The sequence below is a fragment of the Streptomyces sp. NBC_01241 genome (assembly GCF_041435435.1).
Classification (GTDB): domain Bacteria; phylum Actinomycetota; class Actinomycetes; order Streptomycetales; family Streptomycetaceae; genus Streptomyces.
Genome location: NZ_CP108494.1, coordinates 6,059,065 through 6,082,657, shown reverse-complemented (window position 1 = coordinate 6,082,657; position 23,593 = coordinate 6,059,065). Strand labels below are relative to the sequence as shown.

Annotated in this window: 17 protein-coding genes; 3 read left to right on the top strand and 14 right to left on the bottom strand. The window is 71.1% G+C overall.

What is annotated here, in order from left to right:
* Positions 1–46 precede the first annotated feature (46 nt).
* The gene (locus tag OG306_RS27355) at positions 47–2,884 is read right to left on the bottom strand and encodes a putative bifunctional diguanylate cyclase/phosphodiesterase (RefSeq protein WP_266905323.1); all 2,838 of its coding nucleotides are present in this window, start codon (positions 2,882–2,884) and stop codon (positions 47–49) included.
* Positions 2,885–3,316: 432 nt separating this feature from the next.
* Complete coding sequence (locus OG306_RS27350) at positions 3,317–4,267, bottom strand: 2-hydroxyacid dehydrogenase (RefSeq protein ID WP_266905325.1); 951 nt, start codon at positions 4,265–4,267, stop codon at positions 3,317–3,319.
* Positions 4,268–4,610: 343 nt separating this feature from the next.
* On the opposite strand from OG306_RS27350, the gene OG306_RS27345 reads away from it, so the two are divergent.
* From OG306_RS27345 to OG306_RS27335, 3 genes are all read left to right on the top strand, one after another.
* Positions 4,611–5,567: an aldo/keto reductase gene (locus tag OG306_RS27345; RefSeq protein WP_266752482.1), complete on the top strand. Its 957-nt coding sequence runs from the start codon at positions 4,611–4,613 to the stop codon at positions 5,565–5,567.
* A 219-nt stretch (positions 5,568–5,786) separates the two neighbouring features.
* A complete protein-coding gene (locus OG306_RS27340; RefSeq protein ID WP_266907594.1) occupies positions 5,787–6,950 on the top strand; it encodes a PQQ-dependent sugar dehydrogenase in 1,164 nt (387 codons plus the stop codon).
* 31 nt (positions 6,951–6,981) lie between these two features.
* The gene (locus OG306_RS27335) at positions 6,982–7,302 is read left to right on the top strand and encodes a DUF6191 domain-containing protein (protein ID WP_266907596.1); all 321 of its coding nucleotides are present in this window, start codon (positions 6,982–6,984) and stop codon (positions 7,300–7,302) included.
* Between the two features lie 58 nt (positions 7,303–7,360).
* Here the strand turns inward: OG306_RS27335 and OG306_RS27330 are convergent, their stop codons facing one another.
* From OG306_RS27330 to OG306_RS27275, 12 genes are all read right to left on the bottom strand, one after another.
* On the bottom strand, positions 7,361–10,528 hold the full coding sequence (locus OG306_RS27330; RefSeq protein ID WP_323187878.1) for a helix-turn-helix transcriptional regulator: 3,168 nt from the start codon (positions 10,526–10,528) through the stop codon (positions 7,361–7,363).
* A 67-nt stretch (positions 10,529–10,595) separates the two neighbouring features.
* Entirely contained in the window at positions 10,596–10,808 is a 213-nt protein-coding gene (locus OG306_RS27325) for a hypothetical protein (RefSeq protein WP_266748767.1), read from the bottom strand.
* Positions 10,809–11,024: 216 nt separating this feature from the next.
* Complete coding sequence (locus OG306_RS27320; protein WP_371665691.1) at positions 11,025–11,765, bottom strand: hypothetical protein; 741 nt, start codon at positions 11,763–11,765, stop codon at positions 11,025–11,027.
* A 94-nt stretch (positions 11,766–11,859) separates the two neighbouring features.
* The gene (locus OG306_RS27315; RefSeq protein ID WP_266748766.1) at positions 11,860–12,414 is read right to left on the bottom strand and encodes a GNAT family N-acetyltransferase; all 555 of its coding nucleotides are present in this window, start codon (positions 12,412–12,414) and stop codon (positions 11,860–11,862) included.
* Complete coding sequence (locus OG306_RS27310) at positions 12,414–14,660, bottom strand: MMPL family transporter (protein WP_266748765.1); 2,247 nt, start codon at positions 14,658–14,660, stop codon at positions 12,414–12,416. Before OG306_RS27310 ends, OG306_RS27315 begins: the two co-directional genes overlap by 1 nt.
* Before the next feature lie 198 nt (positions 14,661–14,858).
* Positions 14,859–16,985, bottom strand: coding sequence for a phosphocholine-specific phospholipase C (locus OG306_RS27305; RefSeq protein WP_266748764.1), 2,127 nt, complete (start codon positions 16,983–16,985; stop codon positions 14,859–14,861).
* Between the two features lie 132 nt (positions 16,986–17,117).
* A complete protein-coding gene (locus OG306_RS27300; RefSeq protein ID WP_266905331.1) occupies positions 17,118–17,282 on the bottom strand; it encodes a hypothetical protein in 165 nt (54 codons plus the stop codon).
* A 63-nt stretch (positions 17,283–17,345) separates the two neighbouring features.
* Entirely contained in the window at positions 17,346–18,854 is a 1,509-nt protein-coding gene (gene gatB / locus OG306_RS27295) for an Asp-tRNA(Asn)/Glu-tRNA(Gln) amidotransferase subunit GatB (protein WP_266748762.1), read from the bottom strand.
* 15 nt (positions 18,855–18,869) lie between these two features.
* Positions 18,870–19,109, bottom strand: a complete 240-nt coding sequence (locus tag OG306_RS27290) for a hypothetical protein (RefSeq protein WP_266748761.1) — start codon at positions 19,107–19,109, stop codon at positions 18,870–18,872.
* Entirely contained in the window at positions 19,106–20,608 is a 1,503-nt protein-coding gene (gene gatA / locus OG306_RS27285) for an Asp-tRNA(Asn)/Glu-tRNA(Gln) amidotransferase subunit GatA (protein ID WP_266748760.1), read from the bottom strand. The genes OG306_RS27290 and gatA overlap by 4 nt, the downstream gene beginning before the upstream one ends.
* 6 nt (positions 20,609–20,614) lie before the next feature.
* Entirely contained in the window at positions 20,615–20,911 is a 297-nt protein-coding gene (gene gatC / locus OG306_RS27280; RefSeq protein WP_015036350.1) for an Asp-tRNA(Asn)/Glu-tRNA(Gln) amidotransferase subunit GatC, read from the bottom strand.
* Positions 20,912–21,025: 114 nt separating this feature from the next.
* Entirely contained in the window at positions 21,026–23,194 is a 2,169-nt protein-coding gene (locus OG306_RS27275; protein ID WP_266748759.1) for a putative bifunctional diguanylate cyclase/phosphodiesterase, read from the bottom strand.
* Positions 23,195–23,593 lie beyond the last annotated feature (399 nt).

Below are 23,593 nucleotides of genomic sequence, written 5' to 3'. Positions count from 1 at the left end.
TTCGGGTGCGCATGGCAATGACCCTCTCTCCGACGCACGCGGGGTGTCAAGTGGGTGGGACGGGAGTCTCAGCATGTGAGCCGCTCAGGAGGGGGACGGAGCCGCCCGTCAGGACCGGCCGGGCGGTGGTGCTGCCGGGTACCGGGAACTCACCGCGGGCCAGGGCGCGGCGCAGCCGGTACTCGTCGAGCGGCCCGGAGAAGGCCATTCCCTGGCCGTGCGTACAGCCCATGGCGCGCAGCGCAAGGACCTGCTCCGGTACGTCGACCCCGTCGGCCACGGACTGCATGCCGAGGTCGCAGGCGATGCGCAGGAGGCCGCTGGTGATCTTGTGCAGCCGGGCGGATTCCACGACGCCCTCGACGAGACCGCGGTCCAGTTTCAGTACGTCGATGGGGAGCCGTCGCAGGGCATTGATCGCGGCGTAGCCGCTGCCGAAGCCGTCGAGCGCGATGCGGACGCCGAGCCGGCGCAGGGCGACGAGACGCTGTTCGAGGTCGTCGAAGGAGATGCGGGGGTCGCTGTCGGCGACCTCGATCATGAGGGCGCCCGAGGGCAGGCTGTGGCGGGTGAGCAGCGCCTCGACGGAACTGAACGGCATGGCCTGGTCGAGGAGCCTGCGGGCGGAGAGCCGCACGGCGACGGAGACGGGGTGACCGGCCCTGGCCCGGTCGGCGGCCTGCTCGACGGCCTTTTCGAGGAGCCAGCGGCCGAGCTCGGCGGTGCGGTCGCTGTCATCGGCGACGCGGAGGAACTCGGCCGGGGTGAACAGGATGCCCTGGGCGGAGCGCCAGCGGGCCTGGGCGGCGACGGCGGCGACGCTGCCGCTGGCGAGATGTACGACGGGCTGGTGGAGCAGGGCGAACTCGCCGTCGCGCAGTGCGGTGCGCAGCCGGGCCGCGAGCTCGGAGCGGCGTACGACTTCGGCCTGCATCTGCGGGGCGTACAGCTCGACGCGGTCCTTGCCGCCGGCCTTGGCGCGGTACATGGCGAGGTCCGCGTTGCGCATGAGGTCGCTGGGAGTGATGCCGGGCTCGGCGAACGCGACTCCGATGGACGCGGCGACCCTGACCTCACCGGCGCCGATGCGGTACGGCTGGGAGAGCGTGAGGCGCAGCCGGTCGGCGATCTCGTGGACCTGGCACTCCCGGGCGGACTGGTCGCGGGTGCCGTCGCCGAGGATGATGGCGGCGAATTCGTCACCGCCGAGGCGGGCGGCGGTGTCGCCGGCCCGTACGGATTCGTGGAGGCGGCGGGCGGCCTGGACGAGGAGCTCGTCGCCCGCCTGGTGGCCGAGGCGGTCGTTGACCGCCTTGAAGCCGTCGAGGTCGATGAAGAGCACGGCGGTGCCCGGGTCGCCGGAGCGGCGGCCGCCGAGAGCCTGGCGCACCCGCTCGGTGAACAGTGCACGGTTGGGCAGGTCGGTGAGCGGGTCGTGCTCGGCGTTGTGCTGCAACTGGGCCTGCAGGCGCACCCGTTCGGTCACATCGCGACTGTTGAGGATCAGGCCGCCCTGGTGGCGGTTGACGGTGGATTCGACATTGAGCCAGTCGCCCGTACCGGATCTGAACCGGCACTCGATCCGGGTGGTGGGTTCTTCGGCCGGAGAGGCGGCGAGGAACCGGCGCACCTCGTGGACCACCCGGCCCAGGTCGTCGGGGTGGATGATCGAGGAGAGCTCGGCGCCGACGAGGTCTTCGGCGTCGCGCCCGTACACCCCTGCGGCGGCGGGGCTGACGTAGCGCAGGACACCAGTGGGGGCGGCGATCATGATGACGTCGCTGGAGCCCTGCACCAGGGAGCGGAAGTGGTTCTCCTTCTGCGCCAGCTCCTGGGTGAGGGCGATGTTGTCGACGAGCATGATGCCCTGCCGGACGACCAGGGCGAGCACCACCGTGCAGCCGGTGAAGACCACGACGCGGTCCACGCGGCGGCCCTCGATGACGTTGTGGAGAATTCCGAGGGTGCAGACGGCGGCGGCGAGATAGGGCGTCAGCGCGGCCAGCGATCCGGCGATGGGGCGGCTGGTCGGCCGCGGCGCGTCCCGTGGCGGGAAGGCGTGCTCCTGCGCGTTGGCCGCGCCCCAGGGGGCGTACGCGAGGAGCAGCGATCCGGCGAACCAGCCCGCGTCCAGCAACTGGCCGGAGCGGTAGGTCTGGCGCAGCAGCGGTGAGGTGAACAGGGCGTCGGACAGGACTGTCAGGGCCAGGGCGGCGATGGCGGTGTTCACCGCGGAGCGGTTGATGCTGGACCGCCGGAAGTGCAGGGCCAGCACCATGGAGACCAGCACGATGTCGAGCAGCGGATAGGCCAGCGAGAGGGCGGCGCGCGCCACACTCGCCCCCTGCGCGTCCACGAGGTGCGCGGTGTGGGCGAGGGCGAGGCTCCAGGAGAGCGTGAGGAGCGATCCGCCGATCAGCCAGGAGTCCAGTGCGAGACAGACCCAGCCGGCCCGGGTGACGGGGCGTTTGGCGAGGACGAGCAGTCCGACGATGGCGGGCGGTGCGAAGCAGAGGTAGAAGGCGTCGGCGAGTGAGGGGCTGGGCACCTGGCGCCCGAGCAGGACCTCGTACCACCCCCAGACGGCGTTGCCCCCGGCGGCCATGAGCGAGGAGAGCGAGAACAGTAGCCAGGCGGGCCGGCACCGGTCACCGCCGGCCCGCCCGTAGAGGAAGCAGGAGACGGCCGCGGCCAGCGCGGCGGCGCTGAGGCCGAAATCCCCCATGAACAGCGCGAGCTCCCTCGAACCCCAGCCGAGGGCGGCCCCGACCGCGTAGCCCCCGCAGACGAGGCCGAGCAGGACCTGCGACACCAGCGAGGACGCGCCGCCGAGGGCCGCCCGCCGGGAGAGGAGCGCTCCGAGGGCGCCGGTCGGCGCGCTCACCGTGGCACACCCGGCGACGGGTGCGCACGCACCGGTCGCCCCGCCGGGGCTCCCACCGCGATGCCCGGCACCCACGACGCCCGCCCTGCGGTCGGGTCCGTACGCGTACGCCCGGTGCGAAGGAGTCCGTCCGCCGTGCGGTCACACGGCCCACGCGCCGCGACGCCCGTGCCACGGGCGGGGAGCGGGAAAGCCCGAGCGGCCCCGAGTCGCCGTCGACTGCCCTGCGGTGTCGGATCGTTCGCCCATCGGCCGTGCATCGCCCGTCCCCCTCGCGTGTTGCGTCCTCCCCGGCGCCGTCCCCTCCTCGGCGCAGCGCCCCTTTCGGGACGATACACCAGACCAGTCACAGAGGGACATAGTTCATCTACTCTCCGTAACCATCGCGACCGTTGTCGGTACGGTGCGCAGCCGGGCGGACCCACAGCGTGGTCAGCCGGTGGTGTGTACGACGTTCCGCAGCGATTCCCCCGCGGCGAACCGGCTCAGTTGCCCGGCCACCAGGCGCTTGGCACGTGGCAGGAACGCCGAGGTGCTGCCGCCCACATGAGGGGTGATCAGGACGTTCGGAGCATGCCAGAGAGGATGGCCGGCGGGCAGCGGTTCCGGGTCGGTGACATCGAGAGCGGCGCGCAGCCGGCCGGACTCGAGTTCGAGCAGCAGTGACTTGGTGTCGACGACGCCGCCCCGTGCGACGTTCACGAGCAGCGCTCCGTCCGGCATCGCGGCGAGGAACTCCGCGCCCACCAGCCCTTGTGTGGACGGGTTCAGCGGGGTGGACAGCACGACGACGTCGGCCTCGGACAGGAGTGCGGGGAGGTCGTCGAGTGTGTGCACGGGGCCGCGTGCGGTTGTCCGCGCAGAGCGCGCGACGCGCGCCACCCGCGCGCACTCGAAGGGCGAGAGCCGGTCCTCGATGGCGGCGCCGATCGAGCCGTATCCCACGATCAGTACGGACTTGTCGGCGAGCGCGGGGTAGAAACCGGACCGCCATTCCTCCTTGTCCTGCCCGTGGACGAACCCGGGGAAGCCGCGCAGGGAGGCGAGGATCAGGGCGAGGGCGAGCTCCGCCGTCGACGCCTCGTGGACCCCCTTGGCGTTGCACAGCCGTACTCCGTCCGGCAACAGGCCGAGGCCCGGCTCGACATGGTCGATGCCCGCGGTGAGCGTCTGCACGACCTGGACCTGTGTCATCCCGGCGAGCGGACGGACGGAGACTTCCGGGCCCTTCATGTAGGGCACGACGTAGAAGGCGCAGTCGGCCGGGTCGGCGGGGTACTCCGGTCCGCCGTCCCAGAAGCGGTAGGCGAGGCCTTCGGGGAGCCCGTCGATCTCGTCGGCGGGAAACGGCAGCCATACGTCGGGAGTCTTCGTCGAAGTCATGGTCAGGAGGCTAATGCCGTGACCGGCAATGTTTGCCCGGAAGGAGCGTCGTCCAGTGCGTGCGATCGCAAGGCGGCCGGAAGTCCTTGGATGGGGTCTCCCCTGCTCGAACGAAGTTGAGAGCTTGGGGAAGGAGCTACCAGGGCTTTTGGCCAACGCGGCGAGCGTGCGTGCTGGGCGGCGCGACGGGGCAAAGCTTGCCGGGAGGGGCACCAGTCGCCGGGAGGCTGCGCGAGGGAGGGTGATCGGCAGAGGTTACTTTGGGGTGCGTTGCGGTCCCGCGGCGGGGGCGGAAGGGTTGGGGGAGTTGGAGCGCAGGAGTCTCGGTGCGGCGGCGCTCGCCGTGGGGGCCGTCGGTCTCGGCTGCATGCCGATGAGCTGGGCGTACAGCGCGTCGCAGCAGCGCGGTGACCGTGCGTTGCGTGCGGTGCACGCCGCGCTCGACGCGGGCGTCCAACTGCTCGACACGGCCGACATGTACGGCCCCTTCACCAATGAGCTGCTGGTGGGCCGGGCATTGAAGGGCCGCAGGTCCGATGCCTTCGTCTCCACCAAGTGCGGGCTGCTGGTGGGCGATCAGCACATCGTGGCCAATGGCCGCCCCGGCTATGTGCGGCGGGCCTGTGACGCCTCGCTGCGCCGGCTGCAGACCGATGTGATCGATCTGTACCAGCTGCACCGGGCCGATCCCGAAGTACCGGTCGAGGAGACCTGGGGCGCGATGGCGGAGCTGGTGACCGCGGGAAAGGTGCGGGCGCTCGGGCTCTGTGCGGTCGGGGCGCGGGCCTCGCGCAGACCGGGGGCCCGAAAGTATGACGACACGATCCGTCAGCTGGACCGGGTGCAGCAGGTCTTCCCGGTGAGCGCGGTGCAGGCCGAACTCTCGGTCTGGTCACCGGAGGCGCTGGAGTCGCTGCTTCCGTGGTGCTCGGCGCGGGGTGTGGGGCTGCTGGCGGCGATGCCTCTGGGAAACGGCTATCTGACGGGCACTCTGACTCCGGGACAGGGCTTCGAGCCGGAGGATCTGCGGGCCAGGCATCCGCGGTTCACGGCCGAGATGATGGCGGCGAACCAGCCGGTGGTGGTCGGATTGCGGCGGATCGGCGAGCGGCACGGGGCGACTGCGGCGCAGGTGGCGCTGGCCTGGGTGCTGCGGCAGGGGCCGCATGTGGTGCCGGTGCCGGGGACCAAGCGGGAACGGTGGGCGGTGGAGAACGCGGGAGCGGCCGGGCTGACGCTGACCGCGCAGGATCTGCTGGAGATCGCCCGGCTGCCCGCCGCGCGGGGGTCGTGGGACTGACACCCACACGGTCGACTGTCCCGTCCCTGGCATCAGCGATCGGGGGAATCGGCGGGTACGGGAAACCCTGGGCGGCGCGGCGGTGTAAGAGACAGTAGTCAGGTGGCCGTCGAAGGGATCGATGCTGTGCGCGGTGTTGGGTTCGGATCTGTACGAGGCCCTGCGGGGCGTGGGGGGTTTCGGGGGCGGCGTCGGCGCGCGGGCGTGCGCCGCGGGTCGGTGGCCGCGCTGGCCGCGGGCCTGCTGCTGACCGCGGGCTGTTCCTCCGGGGACGGTTCCGGCAGCGCGTCGGGCGTCGGCGACCCGCCGTCCCGGCCCGCCCCCGCCGTCTCGGACCCGTCGGCCTCCCCGTCCCCGTCGGTCACCCCGCCGCCGGCGAAGGGCTCGGTGAAGGTGGTCTCCACGCTCACCGAGGGCCTCGACTCGCCGTGGGGGCTGGCCGAGCTGCCCGGCGGCGATCTGCTGGTGTCCTCGCGCGACAAGGGAACGATCACCCGGATCGACGGGAAGAGCGGCAAGAAGACCCTGCTGGGCGCCGTGCCCGGGGTGTCGCCCGGTGGCGAGGGCGGGCTCCTGGGCATCGCGGTCTCCCCCACGTACGGTTCGGACCATCTGGTGTACGCGTATTTCACGACGGCGTCCGACAACCGCATCGCGCGCATGCAGTACGACGAGAACGGCACGACGCCCGGCCGGCTGCTGGGCGCTCCGGACACGATTCTGCGGGGCATCCCGAAGGGCTCGAACCACAACGGCGGGCGGATCGCGTTCGGCCCGGACCACATGCTGTACGCGGGCACCGGTGACACCGGGGACGACCGGCTCGCACAGGACAAGAAGTCCCTGGGCGGCAAGATCCTGCGGATGACCCCGGACGGTCAGCCGCTGCACGGCAATCCGGCGGCCGACTCCGTGGTGTATTCGTACGGGCACCGCAATGTGCAGGGACTGGCCTGGGACAACCGGAAGCAGCTGTGGGCGTCCGAATTCGGACAGGACACCTGGGACGAGCTGAACCGGATCGTGCCGGGTGGGAATTACGGCTGGCCGGTGGTCGAGGGCAAGGCCGGGAAGAAGGGTTTCATCGACCCCGTGGCACAGTGGAAGCCGTCCGAGGCCTCCCCGAGCGGCATCGCCTTCGCCGAGGGTTCGATCTGGATGGCGGCCCTGCGTGGTGAGCGGCTCTGGCGAATTCCGCTGTCCGGCAGGGGCGGCGGGGAACTGGCGGCGGCCCCGCAAGCGTTCCTGAAGGGTACGTACGGCCGTCTGCGCACCGTGCTCGCCGCGGGCGGCGACAAGCTCTGGCTCGTCACGAGCAATACGGACACCCGTGGCACCCCGAAGCCGGGAGACGACAGGATCCTGGTGCTGGCGGTGCGGTAGCGGCTACAGCAGGTGAAAGGGCGTGCGGGCGGTGTTCAACTTCTTCGAGGAACTCTTCGCACCGGGCCGCAAGCATGCCGCCGAGGAGCAGAAGCGGCTGGAGCTGACCCGAGTGGATCTCGGCGTCGGCGACCCGGGGCGCGGGCCGATAGACCTGACCTCCGGGAAGGTGATCGTCAGGGCGCCCGGTGACGCCGTCGGTGCCGACAGCGACGACGGTGCCGAGGCCCACGCCGACGGTGCCGGTGCCGACGGCCCCGAAAGGGCTCCCGGGCCGGATGTTCCGGACGGTCCGCAGGCCGGACCCGACGCCGCACCCGAGGGGGCTCTGGAGAGCGGGCCGCGAGCCTGACCGGGCCCGGTGGCCTTGAAGAGGTCCCGGGGCGGCCGGGGCCTGCGGCCCCGCCCCGTCAGGAGGTGTTCCGGGTGGCGGTGGCGGGGTAGAGGCGGAGCCGGTGGGCCAGGGCAGCCGCCTCGCCGCGGCTGGAGACGCCGAGCTTGGCGAGGATGTTGGAGACGTGCACGCTCGCGGTCTTGGGTGAGATGTAGAGCTGCTCGGCGATCCGGCGGTTGGTGTGACCGGCGGCGACCAGTCGGTGCACATCCTGTTCGCGTCGCGTCAGCCCGAAGGACTCCACCGCCGCCGCGGCCGCCTCGCGCAGGTGGTCCTCGGTCTGCTCCCGGTCCGCCGCCTCGTCGGCGGTGGCCGCCTGGGCGGGGACGGTGACGGCGTCCGGTATCCCGTGAGCGGTGCCATGGGCCGGGGGCCGGTCCGGGGCGGCGAGGGTGATACGGGCGCGGCCGGCCAGCAGCTCGATGGTCTCGGCCAACGGGCGCGCGCCGAGCTGCCCGGCGGTGCGGTGGGCGTCACGCAGCAGGGTGGTGGCCGCGGGCCGGTCGCCGGAGGCGATGAGGAGGGCCTCGGCCCAGCGGTGGCGGATCTGCGCCAGTTCGTACGGGCGGTGGAGCGGGGCGAAGGCGGTGGCGGCGCGGGACCAGTGGTCGGGGGTGTCGAGGCCTTCGGCCCGGGCCAGTTCGGCGTCGACCAGGAGACCGTAGGCGGCCCAGAGGGGGACGAGCATCGCCAGCCGCTTCAGGTGGGTCCGGACAGCGGCGAGGATCGCCGGCCGGCCGGGGTCGGCGGCGGGCAGGCCCCGGGCGTCGGCCTCGGCAGCGGCGGCGGCATGGAGCAGAGGCAGGGCGTGCCGCTGGGTGCCGGGTGGGAAGCCCTGTTCCGACTGGGCCTCGAACGCGGCCCGCGCCTCGGCGAGTCTGCCCTGTTGCGCGGCGAGGGCCATGGCATGCCGTACGGAGGGGATGAGGTGCTGGGGCTGCGGGTCCCGGGTGCCGAAACAGCGTCGGGTCAGGGCCAGTTGGGTCTCGGCCTCGGCCAGATCGCCTTGCGCGAGGGCCAGTTCGGTACGGCGTGAGGCGACGAGTCCTTGCGCCTTGCTGGACTGGGCGGCGCGGGCCGCCGCGTCGACCGTCGCCCGGCACTCGTCCCAGTGACCGAGGGAGAAGAGCGAGGCCGCCTGGTTGCAGCGGACCCATGCCTCCATGTCGGCGATGCCGTGGCTGCGGCTGATCTCGATGCCGTGGTTCGCGGCGGCCACTGCCTCCAGCGAACGGCCCATGGCTTCGAGGGTGGAGGGGAGGTTGATGCCGGCCCGGCTCATGATGCCGACCATGTGCAGCTCATCGGCGCGGTCGCGGACGGCGTACATCTCGGCGATGCCTTCGTCGACGCTCCCGGCGTCGGCAGTGAGCCAGCCGCGGGTGAGCCGGGCGTGCAGTTCGGTGTACTCGTCGTCGACGAGCCGGGCGTACTCCACGGCCCGGTCGACGGCGAGCAGCGTCTCGGCGCCGGGGCGGTGCAGGGCGCCCCATCCGGCCACGCTCATCAGGACGTCGGCGTGGACGACGGACGGGGGCAGTCCGCGGACGAGCTCCTGGGCGTTGGCCAGTTCCTGCCATCCGTCGCCCCGGGTCAGGTCCTGCATGAGGCGGGAGCGCTGGACCCAGAACCAGGCGGCGCGCAGCGGGTCGTCCTCGCCCTCCAGGACGCGCATGGCCTTCTTGGCGATGGCCAGGGCCCGTTCGCGGTCGCCGCCGAACCGGGCGGCGACGGTGGCCTCGGCCATGAGGTCGAGATAGCGCAGCGGGGTGGCGTCGGGGTCGCAGCTGCAGATGGGGTAGCTCTCGGCGTAGTCGATGGGGCGCAGGGTGTCGCGTACGTCTTCGGGGGCGTCGTCCCACAGCTCCATCGCCCTTTCCAGCAGGCGGAGTTGTTCGGAGAACGCGTAGCGGCGGCGGGCCTCGACCGAGGCCTTCAGTACGGCGGGCAGGGCCTTGGCGGCGTCGTGTGCGCCGTACCAGTAGCTGGCGAGCCGGGTGGCGCGTTCCCCGGCGCGGACGAGGGTGGGGTCGGCCTCCAGGGCTTCCGCGTAGCGCCGGTTGAGCCGGGAGCGCTCGCCGGAGAGCAGATCGTCGCTGACGGCCTCGCGGACCAGGGAGTGCCGAAAGCGGTAGCCGTTGCCCTCCGGGGCGGTGAGCAGCAGGTTGGCGCCGACGGCCGCCCGCAGTGCCTCGATGAGGTCGTCCTCGGTGAGCCGGGCGACCGCGGCCAGCAGCTCGTACTCGACGGCGGAACCGCCCTCGGCGACGATCCGGGCGATCTTCTGGGCGGTCTCCGGGAGCGCTTCGACGCGGACGAGCAGGAGGTCGCGCAGCGAGTCGGAGAGCCGGGAGTGGTCGCCGCTCTCCAGGCTGCAGGCGAGTTCCTCGACGAAGAAGGCGTTGCCGTCGGACCGTTCGAAGATCTCGTCGACGAGGGCGGCCTCGGGGGTGGCGGCGAGGATGCCGGTGAGCTGGCGGCGGACCTCGGCGCGGTTGAAGCGGGCGAGTTCGATCCGGCGGACGGTACGGAGCCGGTCCAGCTCGGCGAGAAGGGGGCGCAGGGGGTGGCGGCGGTGGATGTCGTCGGAGCGGTAGGTGCCGATCACGACGAGGCGGCCGCTGCGCACGGTGCGGAAGAGGTAGGCGAGGAGATGGCGGGTGGAGGCGTCGGCCCAGTGCAGGTCCTCCAGGACGAGGACGACCGTGCGCTGCGCGGAGATGCGTTCCAGGAGTCTCGCGGTGAGTTCGAAGAGGCGGGCGGTGCTGTGCTCGTCGGTGGCGTCCCGGTGGGCCTCGCCGAGCTCGGGGAGCAGCCGGGCCAGCTCGCCCTCCTGCCCGGCGCAGGCGGCGGCCATCTCGTCGGGCAGGGTGCGGCGCAGGGCGCGCAGGGCGATGGAGAACGGGGCGTAGGGCAGCCCGTCGGCACCGATCTCGACGCAGCCGCCGACGGCGACGACGGCCTCGCGGCGCACCGCCGCCGTGAGGAACTCCTCGACCAGCCGGGTCTTTCCGACGCCCGCCTCGCCGCCGATGATCAGCGCCTGCGGCTCGCCGCCGGGGCCGTCGGCCCGGCCGGTGCCCTCGCCCGTGGCGCGGGTGAGCGCATCGACCAGCGAGGCGAATTCACCTGCGCGGCCGACGAATACGGGGCTGACGGACCTGGTCTCCACGTCGCCGAGCATCGCACACGGGTCCGACACCGCGGGCCCCGTAGTCCGGTCGTCGGTATCGCTCAGCCGCGTCATGTGGCTACCGGGCGGCGTGGACGAACCGGTTCCGGTCCGTACTCGCCGGCCCCTCGGCCTCCTTGCTCCCGGAATCACGACGGGCGGCCCGCCCGGAATCACGGGCGGCCCGGCGCGCGGCCCGGCGGGCGCGAAGGATCTCCTGGACGAGCCGCTCCCGGTCGGCCCGGCGGCGCAGTTCGGTCGCGTTCATCTTGTGGAGTTCGAGCGTGTACATGTGCTTCTCCCGGAGGACGACGGCCCGTTGGGGCCGGGGGGGCGGCAGTGCTGCTGCCGTAAACCCCACTGTCGTCTCCCAGAGGGTGCCGTCACATCGGGCGAGTTCCCCATCTTCGCGGTGTGAGGAGCCTTAGCCGGGCGCGGACACCGTCGCATACGGGTCGGTGCCGCACCGGCGGATGTCCTAGGTGTTCTGTCCGGGGGCCGTGCGTACTCACTGGGTGGCGACCGCGGCCGGCAGGGGCACGATGAGGTCGAAGTACATGGCTGCGGAGATCACCACGCCGAGGACGCCGAGCGCGATGCCGGCGGTCGCGACGGCCCGCACCCAGCCGGGCTGCGGATTCGGGGAAGGTGCGCCGAAGGCCGGGCGGACCAGGGCGAAGATGCCGACCAGCAGGGCGAGCAGCGCGAAGAGGCCGTTGACCAGTGCCGTGGCGTGCCAGGCGTCGCCGTAGATCTCGGAGATCTGCTGGGCCGCGGTACTACCGGACGAGGTATTGATCTGACCGATCAGGGTCTCGCGCTCGGCGGCGACCTTGCCGGTCCAGGACCCGGTGAGCGCGACGACGCCGAGAGCGGCGGCAGCCACGGCCGCGGCGGCCGAACCGAGACCGGACGGCTTCTTGCCGGAGTCCTCGAAGTCGAGGTCGTCGAAGTCGGGGGCCTCGGGCTCGACGGCCTCGGATTCGGAGGCCTCGGACCCTGAGGCCTCGGATTCGGAGACCTCGGACCCGGAAGCCTCAGACCCTGAGGCCTCCGATTCGGAGGCCGTGGGTCCGCCGTCCTTCACTTCGGTGTCCTTCAAGCCACCGCCCTTCACTTCGGCGTCCTTCACTTCGGCGTCGTTGACGTCGGCGTCCGGGGCGGAGCCCGTTCCCTCGTTGTCAGCCGGAGCTGCGGGGTCGGTGGGAGTGGTGGGGGCGGTGGGTTTTGTGGGGGTCCTGGGGTTCATGCTCCGCACGCTAGGCGGAGCAGATGAGAACCCTCTTAACGCCCGGTCCCGGCCCGTGCCCACAGCCGGTCCCGGCCCGTCCCCCGCCCCGGCCTCAGGACTTCCGCGCCCGCCACTCCGGAGCCAGCACGGACCAGATCTCCGAGTCGTGCCGCTCACCGCGGTACAGGTAGTTCTGGCGCAGCACCCCGTCGCGCGTCATGCCGAGCCGCTTGGCCACGGCGACGCTGCGGGTGTTCGCGGCGGAGGCGTCCCACTCCACGCGGTGCATCCCGCGCTCGTAGACCGCCCAGTCGATCAGCTTCTCCGCCGCCCGGGTGATCAGTCCGCGGCCCTGCGCCGCCGGTTCCAGCCAGCAGCCGACCTCGCAGTTCCCCGACTCCGCATCGAAGATCCGGAACAGGACGCCGCCGACGAGCGTGCCCTCCAGCCAGATGCCGTAGAGGCGTCCCGTGTCCGCCGCCTGCTTCTCCGCGTACCGCTGGAGCAGGGCGCGCGCCGACTCCAGGTCGGTGACGAAGGAGGCGAACGGGATCCAGGGGTCGACGAGCTCGCGGGCCCGGTCCATGTGGGCGAGGAATTCCGCCGCCTGCCAGATCTCCAGCGGACGCAGTTCCGCGCCGTCGTCGCCCAGGGATATCGCGAACATCATGCTCCTTCTCGAACCACTTCCGCCGCGCGCAGTGTCTGCGCGCCTTCCACCGGCTCCACCGGTTGTGCTGCCTGCGGGATTTTCGCATGGGGCGCGTCGCACTCGGGAGCATCGATGCTGATCCGCGGCAGCCGCCGGTCCAGCCAGCCCGGCAGCCACCAGTTCGCGCCGCCCAGCATGTGCATGAGGGCGGGCACCAGCAGCGTACGGAGGACGAACGCGTCGAGGGCCACGGCCGCGGCCAGCGCGATGCCGAACATCGCGATGACCCGGTCCCCGCTGAGGACGAACGCCAGGAAGACCGAAATCATGATCACGGCCGCGGAGTTGATCACACGACTCGTCTCGGCGAGACCGACCCGCACCGCCCGTCTGTTGTCCCCGGTCTCCAGCCACTCCTCGTACATCCGCCCCACCAGGAACACCTGGTAGTCCATGGAGAGCCCGAAGAGCACGGACACCATGATCACCGGCAGGAACGGTTCGATGGGCCCGGAGCTGCCCAGCCCCAGCAGTTCGCTCCCCCATCCCCACTGGAAGACCGCGACGACGACTCCGAACGAGGAGGCAACGGCGGCCACGTTCATCACGGCGGCCTTCAGCGGAATGCCGATCGACCGGAACGCCAGCAGCAGGAGCAGACAGCCGAGCCCTATGACGACGCCGATGAAGAGCGGGAGCTTGCCGATGATGACCTGGGCGAAGTCGTCGTAGCCGGCCGTCACCCCGCCCACATGGGCCTGGAGCGAGGTGTTCGCCTCGGCCTTCGGGATGACGTCCGTACGCAGATGCTCGACGAGCTTGCTGGTCTCCTGCGACTGCGGTGCCGACTTCGGTATGACGGTGACGAAGGCCGTACCACCGTCGCTGCTGTACGTGACCGGGCCGACCGAGGCCACGCCGTGGGTGGCCCGCAGGGTGGCCGGCAGGCCGTCCATCGCGAGCCGGTCGCCGGCGCCGCCTATCTGCGCGGCGATCGTCAACGGGCCGTTGACGCCGGGCCCGAATCCGTCGGCCAGCAGGTCGTACGCCTGCCGGGTGGTCGACGTGGAGGGATTGTTGCCCTGGTCGGAGGTGCCCAGATGCAGGGAGAACGTGGGCAGCGCGAGCACCAGCATCACCACGGCGGCGAACGCGCCGAGCAGCTTGGGGTGGCGTTCGACGAAGGCGGACCAGCGGGCGGCGAATCCGGTGGGCAGTTCGGGCTGCGGCCCGCGCTCGGCAAGTCTTCTGCGCTCGCGCCGGCTCAGCGCCCGCATGCCGATGAAGGACAACAGGGCGGGCAGCAGGGTCACGGACGCGGCCACGGTCAGCACGACGGTGAGCGAGGCGGCGATCGCCACGCCGTTGAGGAATCCGAGCCGCAGGATCAGCATGCCGAGCAGCGCGATACAGACGGTGGCTCCGGCGAAGACGACGGACCGCCCGGTCGTCACGACGGCGTTCTGTGCCGCCTCGGTGACCGTCATGCCTCTGCGTAGTCCACTGCGGTGCCGGGTGACGATGAACAGTGCGTAGTCGATGCCGACGCCGAGCCCTATCAGCATGCCCAGCATGGGGGCGAAGTCGGCGACGGTCATCGCGTGGCCGAGCAGCACGATGCCCGCGTACGCCGTGCCGACGGAGACGAGGGCAGTGGCGATGGGCAGCATGCTGGCGGCGAGCGAGCCGAAAGCGAGGAAGAGGACGACCGCTGCGACGACGACCCCGATGGCCTCGCTGAAGTGGACGGACGGCGCTTCGGTGACGGCTATGGCCGAGCCGCCCAGTTCCACCTGGAGGTGGGGGCCGGCGGCCGCCTTCGCGGTGTCGACGACGGCCCGGACCTGCTGCGCCGGGATGTCCTCGGTCTGCTGGTTGAAGGTGACCGTGGCGTAGGCGGTGCGTCCGTCCTCGCTGATCTGTCCGGCGCCGGACGCCCCGTACGGCCCGGTGACGGCGCCGACACCGGGCAGCTCCTCGACCGCGTGCAGGGTGCTGGTCATCGTCTGACGGACGTCGGCGGCCCGCACGGTGGAGTCGCTGGTGTGCCAGACGATGGTGTCGGTGTCACCGCCCAGGTTCGCGAAACCGCTCTTGAGGAGGTCGGCGGCCCGGCCCGCCTCGGTGCCTGGCACGTCGTAGTTGTTGGAGTACGCAGAGCCCGCGAATCCCGCCGCGGTGACCGTGCCCCCGAGGGCCAGCAGCCAGATGAGTACGGCGATGAGACGGTGCTTGATGCACCAACGGGCAATTGCAGCCAACGGACATGCTCCCTGCCGGTTCGCGGCTCCTTAGCGGGACAACACATGAATTACCCGCAAAAAGCGCATGACCTGAGAACTGCCACTCTGGCAGCCAATGGTGATCGTTTGCCCCTTTCGTGGCCATACTCACAAATGGTCCCGGCGGGAACGCCGTGCCCCGCCACGACGTACGGCGCCCCGCCGCCCGGACCCGGATCAGCCGGAGACGCTCGCCCGGCCGTTCTCGATGTGCCCCATCAGCCGACGCCGGAAGACGTCGTCCCCGTCGACGGTGACGGCCAGGTCGTACCAGCCGTGCGCGTCGGCCGCCGAGTGCACGACCGTACGGCTCCGTCCCGGCTTGACCTTGACCGTCCGGGTCCAGTCCCGCAGATCCGCCTCGTCGACGTATCCGAGCGGCCGGACGGTGAAGGTGAGCGTCGTGCGTCCCGTGTTGCGCAGCGTGAGATGCAGATCCCGCTCACGCGCGTCCACCCGTGAGGCGACCTCGGCCCCGGCCGAGGCGCCGCCCTGCGCGGGTCCGGCGAACTCGCGCCGGAAGCCGTTCGGCCCCGTGACGGTGAACCGGTACGCCGTACCGGTAAGGGGCACCGTCCATTGCCCCGTGCCCCTTACATCCCGGTGCTGCGGCACGGGGAACTCGCCCGCGTACGGATACAGCGCGAAGTGCGCGGACGAACGCCCCGTATTGCTGAGGGCCACCTGTACCGCCCCGTCCACCAGCTTCGCCTGCGCGTCCGGCTGGTACGGCAGCGCGCGGGCCGGCCGGGCCCCGGGCTCCTGTACCGGCATGTGCTGCACGAGCGGCGGCTTCGGCGCCCAGCGTCCGCTGAAAGGCGGGATGCTGCCGGGCTGCTCCACGTCGGGCCGGCGCCGCGCGCGCGTGAAGTCGAAGGCCGAGGTCAGATCGCCGGTGACGGTGCGCCGCCAGTCGCTGATGTTCGGCTCCGCCACGCCGGTCCAGCGCTCCAGGAAGCGGATCACGGAGGTGTGGTCGAAGACCTCGGAGCAGACGTAGCCGCCCACGGTCCACGGCGACACGACGAGCAGCGGCACCCGCATCCCGAGACCGGTGGGCTTGCCCTCCCACTGCTCCTCGGTCACCTCGGGCGGCGCGACGGGCGGCGGCACGTGGTCGAAGAAGCCGTCGTTCTCGTCGTAATTGATGAGGACGGCGGTGTGCCGCCACACGTCGGGGTGCTTGCCCAGCGCGTCCAGGACCTTGTAGACGATCGTCGCGCTGTGGATCGGCGAGGACACGCTCGGGTGCTCGGAGTCGACGGCCGAGGGCACCAGGTAGGAGACCTCGGGCAGTGTGCCCGCCGCCACGTCCTTGGCGAACTCATCGGCCAGCGTTCCGGTCTCCACCCGGCGCAGCGCGCGCTCGAAGAGACTGCGTTCGGTCTTGTCCAGGGTGGCGACACCCTCTTCGAGCAGGCCGAACAGCCGCTCCCGCTCGGTGGCGTCCGCGTCCCGCACCGCCGAGTAGAACGACTCCATGTACGTATGGCCGCCGGTCTTCGCCAGCGCCTTGCGGGCGATCGCCTTGAAGGTGGCGAAGAACTCGATCTGGTTGTCGGTGAAGTTCTCCCACTCGGTGTACGTACGCCAGCTGCGGCCGGCCTTCTCCAGCCGCTCCGCGTACGTGCCCCAGTCGTACCCCGGGTGCGTGCCCTCGTTGTACGCGTCGTTTCCGACAGCCCGCTTGCCGTTCGCCTCGTTGCCCGTCTTCCCGCTCCACAGGTGGTTGCGGTTGGGGCTGGTGGAGGTGTGGATGGAGGAGTGGTAGGCGTCGCAGACCGTGAAGGTGTCGGCCAGTTCGTAGTGCAGCGGGATGTCCCGGCGGTCGTAGTACGCCATGGTGGCGGCCGTCTTCGCGGTCACCCAGCCGTTCATCCACCCGCCGGCCCACGCCTTGCCGCCGCCGCTCCAGGAGTGGTCGAGCGCGCCGATGTACTGGAGGTCCTTCTTCTGCGTCTCGGCGGCGTCCCGCACCGGGAACGGCAGTACGGAGCTGCCGAGCAGGGCCGGCTGCTCGAAGACCGGCTTGCCGGAGGGCAGCTCGACGGCGTTGCGGTCACCGAAGCCGCGCACTCCCCGGAGTGTGCCGAAGTAGTGATCGAAGGAACGATTCTCCTGCATCAGGATCACCACGTGCTTGATGTCTTCGAGCCCGTCACCGCCGCCGGACCCCGCCGAGGGCGCCGGTTGCGCGGCGATCGCGGCCTGCAGCGACGGCGGCAGCAGCGACCCCGCCGCCGCGGCACCGAGCGCACCGCCGCCGAGCGCGAAGAGCCTTCGCCGTGAAATGTCCGTGGTCAAGTGAGCCTCCCGAGTCCGGTCGTACAGCCGGGAAGCTATGCAAGCGAGGTGACCTCGGGAAGGATTTCGTACGGCTCCGTGGTGAACGTCCAACAGGTCGGCCGGGAAAGTCCAACCGCCGCCCGTACCGGGTCACACCCCGATCACCCGGAGCGAACCCCACAGCGCCACCGTCGACACGACCAGCGTCGCCGGTACGGTCGGCAACCCGAGCAGGAGCACGACGGAGACGATCTCGGCAGTGACGGTGTTCAGCGGACTTCGGCTCTCCGGACAGGCGAGGAGGGGGCGGTGCACCCCGTCATGGGGTGCACCGCCCCCTCGGAGACGTGCGTCAACAGCCCAATGTACGGGGCCGGGTCAGCCCTCGACGCCGAGCTTCTCCAGGATCAGCTCGCGGACCCGGGCCGCGTCCGCCTGGCCGCGGGTGGCCTTCATGACCGCGCCGACGAGCGCGCCCGCCGCCGCGACCTTGCCGCCGCGGATCTTGTCCGCGACGGCCGCGTTGGCGGCGATGGCCTCGTCCACGGCCGTGGACAGCGCGCCCTCGTCGGAGACGACCTTCAGGCCCCGCTTCTCGACGACGGTGTCCGGGTCGCCCTCGCCCGCGAGGACGCCCTCGATGACCTGGCGTGCCAGCTTGTCGTTGAGGTCGCCCGAGGCGACGAGCTCGGCCACCCTGGCGACCTGCGCCGGGGTGATCGGCAGCTCGTCGAGGGCGCGGCCGGTCTCGTTGGCGTTACGGGCCAGCTCGCCCATCCACCACTTGCGGGCCTGGTCCGAGGGGGCGCCCGCGTCGGTCGTGGCGACGATCAGATCGACCGCGCCCGCGTTGAGGATGGACTGCATGTCGTGCTCGGAGACACCCCACTCCTCCTTCAGCCGCTTGCGGCGCAGCCGCGGCAGCTCGGGAAGGCCGCCCCGGAGCTCCTCGACCCATTCGCGGGCCGGGGCGACCGGCACCAGGTCGGGCTCGGGGAAGTAGCGGTAGTCCTCGGCGTTGTCCTTGATGCGGCCGGCCGTGGTCGAGCCGTCCTCCTCGTGGAAGTGCCGGGTCTCCTGCACGATCGTGCCGCCCGAGCTCAGCACCGCGGCGTGGCGCTGGATCTCGAAGCGGGCGGCGCGCTCGACGGAACGCAGCGAGTTCACGTTCTTCGTCTCGGAGCGCGTACCGAACGTCTCGGTGCCGTTGGGGCGCAGCGACAGGTTGACGTCGCAGCGCATCTGGCCCATCTCCATCCGGGCCTCCGACACACCGAGCGCCTTGATGAGCTCGCGGAGCTCGGCGACGTACGCCTTGGCCACCTCGGGGGCGCGTGCACCCGCTCCCTCGATCGGCTTGGTGACGATCTCGATGAGCGGGATACCGGCCCGGTTGTAGTCGAGCAGGGAGTGGGACGCGCCCTGGATACGGCCGGTGGCGCCGCCGACATGGGTCGACTTGCCGGTGTCCTCCTCCATGTGGGCGCGCTCGATCTGCACCCGGAAGATCTCCCCGTCCTCCAGCTGGACGTCCAGATAGCCGTTGTAGGCGATCGGCTCGTCGTACTGGGAGGTCTGGAAGTTCTTCGGCATGTCCGGATAGAAGTAGTTCTTCCGGGCGAAGCGGCACCACTCGGCGATCTCGCAGTTCAGCGCGAGACCGATCTTGATGGCGGACTCGACGCCGATCTCGTTGACGACCGGCAGCGCGCCGGGCATGCCGAGACAGACCGGGCAGGTCTGGGAGTTGGCGTCCTGCTTGAGCTCGGTCGAGCAGCCGCAAAACATCTTGGTCTTGGTGCCGAGCTCGACATGGACCTCCAGGCCCATGACGGGGTCGTAGGACGCGAGCGCGTCCTCGTACGACACCAGGTCGGTGACAGTCACGGTGAAACTTCCCTCTCAGCCCAGCAGTACGTCGTCATCGCCGAGGCGCTTGAGTTCGCGCAGCAGCAGGGCGAGACCGGTGGCGATGGCGGCGGCGGAGACAACGGCGTCGATCAGTTGGAGCGTGTCGTGTTCACAGCGTGCCTTCTTGGCCTGCTTGATGACGCCCAGCGCTCCGAAGGCGGTGGTGCCGATGGACAGGTACGTACCGGCCTTGGACTTCTTGAAGCCCTTGGCCTTGGTCAGTGCGCTCACAGTGACGGAGCCTCCTCCAGCAGCGGGTGTCCCCACTTTTCCACGAAGGCGGCCTCGACGGCGGCTCCGACCTTGTAGAGACGGTCGTCCTTCATGGCGGGGGCGATGATCTGCAGCCCGACCGGCAGACCGTCCTCGGGGGCCAGGCCGCAGGGCAGCGACATGGCGGAGTTGCCGGCGAGGTTGGTCGGAATGGTGCACAGGTCCGCGAGGTACATCGCCATCGGGTCATCGGCACGCTCGCCGATCGGGAAGGCGGTGGTGGGCGTCGTCGGGGAGACGATGACGTCCACCTGCTCGAAGGCCTTCTCGAAGTCCTGGGTGATGAGGGTGCGGACCTTCTGCGCCGAGCCGTAGTACGCGTCGTAGTAGCCGGAGCTGAGGGCGTACGTACCGAGGATGACGCGGCGCTTGACCTCGTCGCCGAAGCCCGCCTCGCGGGTGAGCGCGGTGACGTCCTCGGCCGACCTCGTGCCGTCGTCGCCGACGCGCAGGCCGTACCGCATGGCGTCGAAGCGGGCCAGGTTGGAGGAGCACTCGGACGGCGCGATCAGGTAGTACGCCGACAGGGCCAGGTCGAAGGACGGGCAGTCCAGCTCGACGATCGTGGCACCGAGCGACTTCAGCAGCTCGACCGACTCGTTGAAGCGCTGGACGACGCCGGCCTGGTAGCCCTCACCGGCGAACTGCTTGACGACGCCGACGCGCATGCCCTCGACGCTGCCGCTCAGGGCGGCCTCGACGACCGGCGGGACCGGGGCGTCGATGGACGTCGAGTCCATCGGGTCGTGCCCGGCGATCGCCTCGTGCAGCAGGGCCGCGTCCAGGACGGTGCGGGCGCAGGGCCCGCCCTGGTCCAGGGAGCTGGAGAACGCCACCATGCCGTAGCGGGAGACGCCGCCGTAGGTGGGCTTGACGCCGACGGTGCCGGTGACGGCGGCGGGCTGGCGGATGGAACCGCCGGTGTCCGTGCCGATGGCGAGCGGGGCCTCGTACGACGCGAGCGCGGCCGAGGAGCCGCCGCCGGAGCCGCCGGGGATGCGGGTGAGGTCCCACGGGTTGCCGGTCGGGCCGTAGGCGCTGTTCTCGGTGGAGGACCCCATGGCGAACTCATCCATGTTGGTCTTGCCGAGGATGACGATGTCGGCGGCCTTCAGCCTCTTGGTGAGGGTCGCGTCGTACGGCGGGATCCAGCCTTCGAGGATCTTGGAGCCGACGGTGGTCGGCATGCCCTCGGTGGTGAAGATGTCCTTCAGTGCGAGCGGGACACCCGCCAGCGGACCCAGCTTCTCGCCGGCCGCCTTCTTCGCGTCGACGGCGCGGGCCTGCGCGAGCGCGCCCTCGCGGTCGACGTGCAGGAAGGCGTGGACCTTCTCGTCGACCGCGTCGATCCGGGCCAGGTGGGCCTCGGTGACCTGGACGGCCGTGAGCTCGCCCGACGCGATCTTCGCGGCGATCTCGGCCGCGGTGAGCTTGATGATGGTGCTGTTGTCCGTCATGGCTGTTTAGTCCTCCCCCAGGATCTGCGGCACCTTGAAACGCTGCTGCTCCTGGGCCGGGGCGCCGGAGAGCGCCTGCTCGGGGGTGAGCGACGGACGGACCTCGTCCGCGCGCATGACGTTCGTCAGGGGCAGCGGGTGGGAGGTCGGCGGTACGTCTTGGTCGGCGACCTCGGAGACGCGGGCGACCGCGCCGATGATGTCGTCGAGCTGACCGGCGAAGTGATCGAGCTCTTCGCCCTTCAGCTCCAGACGCGCCAGCCGGGCGAGGTGGGCGACCTCCTCGCGCGTGATGCCAGGCATGCAGCGATCCTCAGGGGTTGGTGTGTGGTTTTGGACCAATCCTATGGTGTCGCCCGCGCCCCCTCCCGCCACCCGGGCGAACACCCTGATATCGGCCCCGTCCCACCCGATCGCTCAGGCCGTCGCAGGGCCCGGCTTCACCGGGCGGCCCGTCGGCCGGTGCTCCAGCTCCGCGGCCCCGGTCGCACCGGCGGCCGCACCGGCCGCGGCGGCGGCCGCCGCCGCCAGTTCCGCGGGCCGCCGCCATCCGTGCTCACCGCGCGCCCGCAGCCAGGCCGTCGTCTCCTGCGGCGGCATCGCCGCGGCGACCAGCCAGCCCTGCACCGCGTCGCAGCGCAGATCCCGCAGCCGCTCCCAGGTCTCGTCGTCCTCGACGCCTTCCGCGACGACCAGCAGTCCGAGGGAGTGGGCCAGGTCGATGGTGCAGCGGACGATCTCCGCGTCCTCGTTGTCGACGGCCAGCCGAGCCACGAACGAGCGGTCGATCTTCAGCTCGCTGACCGGCAGCCGGCGCAGGTGGACCAGCGAGGAGTACCCCGTACCGAAGTCGTCGAGGGACATCTTCACGCCGTGCCCGGCGAGCCCGGCGAGGGTGTCGGCGGCGCGCTGCGGGTCCTCCAGCAGCACGTGTTCCGTTATCTCCAGCTGCAGGGCGCCGGCCGGGACGCCGTGCCGGGCGAGCCGGGCCGCGACGCCGCCCGCGAATCCGGGGGTGTGGACGTCGCGCGGGGAGACGTTGACCGCGACCGGGACGAACAGGCCCTGCGCCCGCCACCGGGCGACCTGGGCCAGCGCCGTCTCCAGGACGTACTCCGTGAGGTGCGGCATCAGACCGGACGACTCGGCGATGGCGATGAACTCGTCCGGGGGGACCCGTCCGCGCTCCGGATGCACCCAGCGCACCAGCGCTTCGAGGCCGGCCACCTGGCCGTCGAAGCGGACCTTCGGCTGGTAGTGGAGCTCCACCTCACCGGCGTCCAGCGCGCGCCGCAGATCCCCGAGGAGCCCGAGCCGGTCCGGGGTGTTGCTGTCGCGCTTCGACTCGTACACCTCCACGCCCGTACGGTCGCGCTTGGCCTGGTACATCGCCACGTCCGCGCGCCTGAGCAGCCCTTCGGCGTCCAGCGCGTGGTCCGGGTAGACGGCGACTCCGGCGCTCGCCTCCAGGACCAGGGTCAGACCGTCCAGATCCAGTGGGGAGGACAGCTCGGCGACCAGATGGCGGGCGACCCGCTGGGCGCTGGTGGTGGAGTCCGCGGTCGGCAGGAGCACGGCGAATTCGTCACCGCCGAGCCGCGCGGCCTCCGCTCCTCGGGGGAGCGCCAGCCTGAGACGTTCCGCTATCTGCAGGAGCAGCCTGTCCCCCGCCAGATGACCGAGAGTGTCATTGACCGCACGGAAACGGTCGAGGTCGATCAGGACGAGAGCGGATCTGGCTCCGATGGACTCGGCGTCCTCCAGGGCCGTCCAGGTGCGTTCCAGCAGCCACTGCCGGTTGGGCAGTCCGGTCAGCGGGTCACGCAGCTGCTCCTCGGCCCGGGCACTGGCGATCCAGAGGGTGGAGTCCAGCGCGATCAGCGGGACCGCGAAGAGCGGCAGGAGTACGGGCATGGTCGTCGCGACGACGCAGATCAGCGGTGCGATACCGAGCAGGGCGACCGCGACGAGACCCTGGCGCAGCAGGGCGGTGCGGGCGACGGTCGGCACGCCGCCGCCCTGGGGTGCCCGTGCGTACCACAGCAGGACCCGGGTGACCAGAAGATAGGTGGAGGCGGCCAGCAGGACTTCGGGCACGGCGCCGATGCCCCAGCCGAGTGGCTGCCAGGGCGATTCGACGGTCTGCACGTCACCGAACGCGGCGAGCACCAGGGCCGCCGCTCCTATCCCCAGGATGTCCACGGCGCCGTGCAGCAGCCCCTGCCGCCAGCGATGTCTGCGGGCGATGCCGACGAGGACGACGACGACCAGACTGACCAGGCCCGCGGGGACCCAGCCGTAGAGCAGCAGCACGGCAAGGGTCAGGGCGGCCCCGGAACCGGTGCCGCCCCACCACCGGTCGCGTCCGAGGGCGACGAGATGGCCGACGACGATGCCGGTGAGAACGGCGAGGGACCAGCCGGCCCTGCCGTCGGGGAAGAGTGCGTGTCCTTCGCTCACGGTCCGGTAGAAACCGATCGCGAGCTGAACAACGGCGATCACCACGACGACGGCACCCACTCCGGGCGTGAGGCCGACGAAACCTTGCAGCCGCGACACCGGTGCGGCGCTCTCGGTCGGTTTCATTCCGTCCCTCTCACAGCCGGCGGTGCCGATGTCACCCGATGGTTCGGCTCCATGCCACCGCGACCCGTTTCCCACCCCGTGGCCGGCACGACAGGTGCACATCTCAACAGTAGGCCGCAGAGGGCCTCTACGGGCAGCGCTCTACAGCTCTTGCCCGAATGCGAACCGACCGGCCGTCAGCATCTGGTATGCGCCGATCGGGTGAATTCGACCTCTCGGCAACACCTCTTGACCCCGTCCGTCCCCCTACACCCTTTCTGCGCCTTCCCGTTCACCGTTCACCCGTCGCCCACCCGTCGCCCATCCATCGACCGGTCCCGTTCCATCGATTCCCGGTCAATATTCTTTCCTGTTCCAGCTGTTGATCTATCCCTTTCCGCCCGTTCCGCCCGTTCTTCG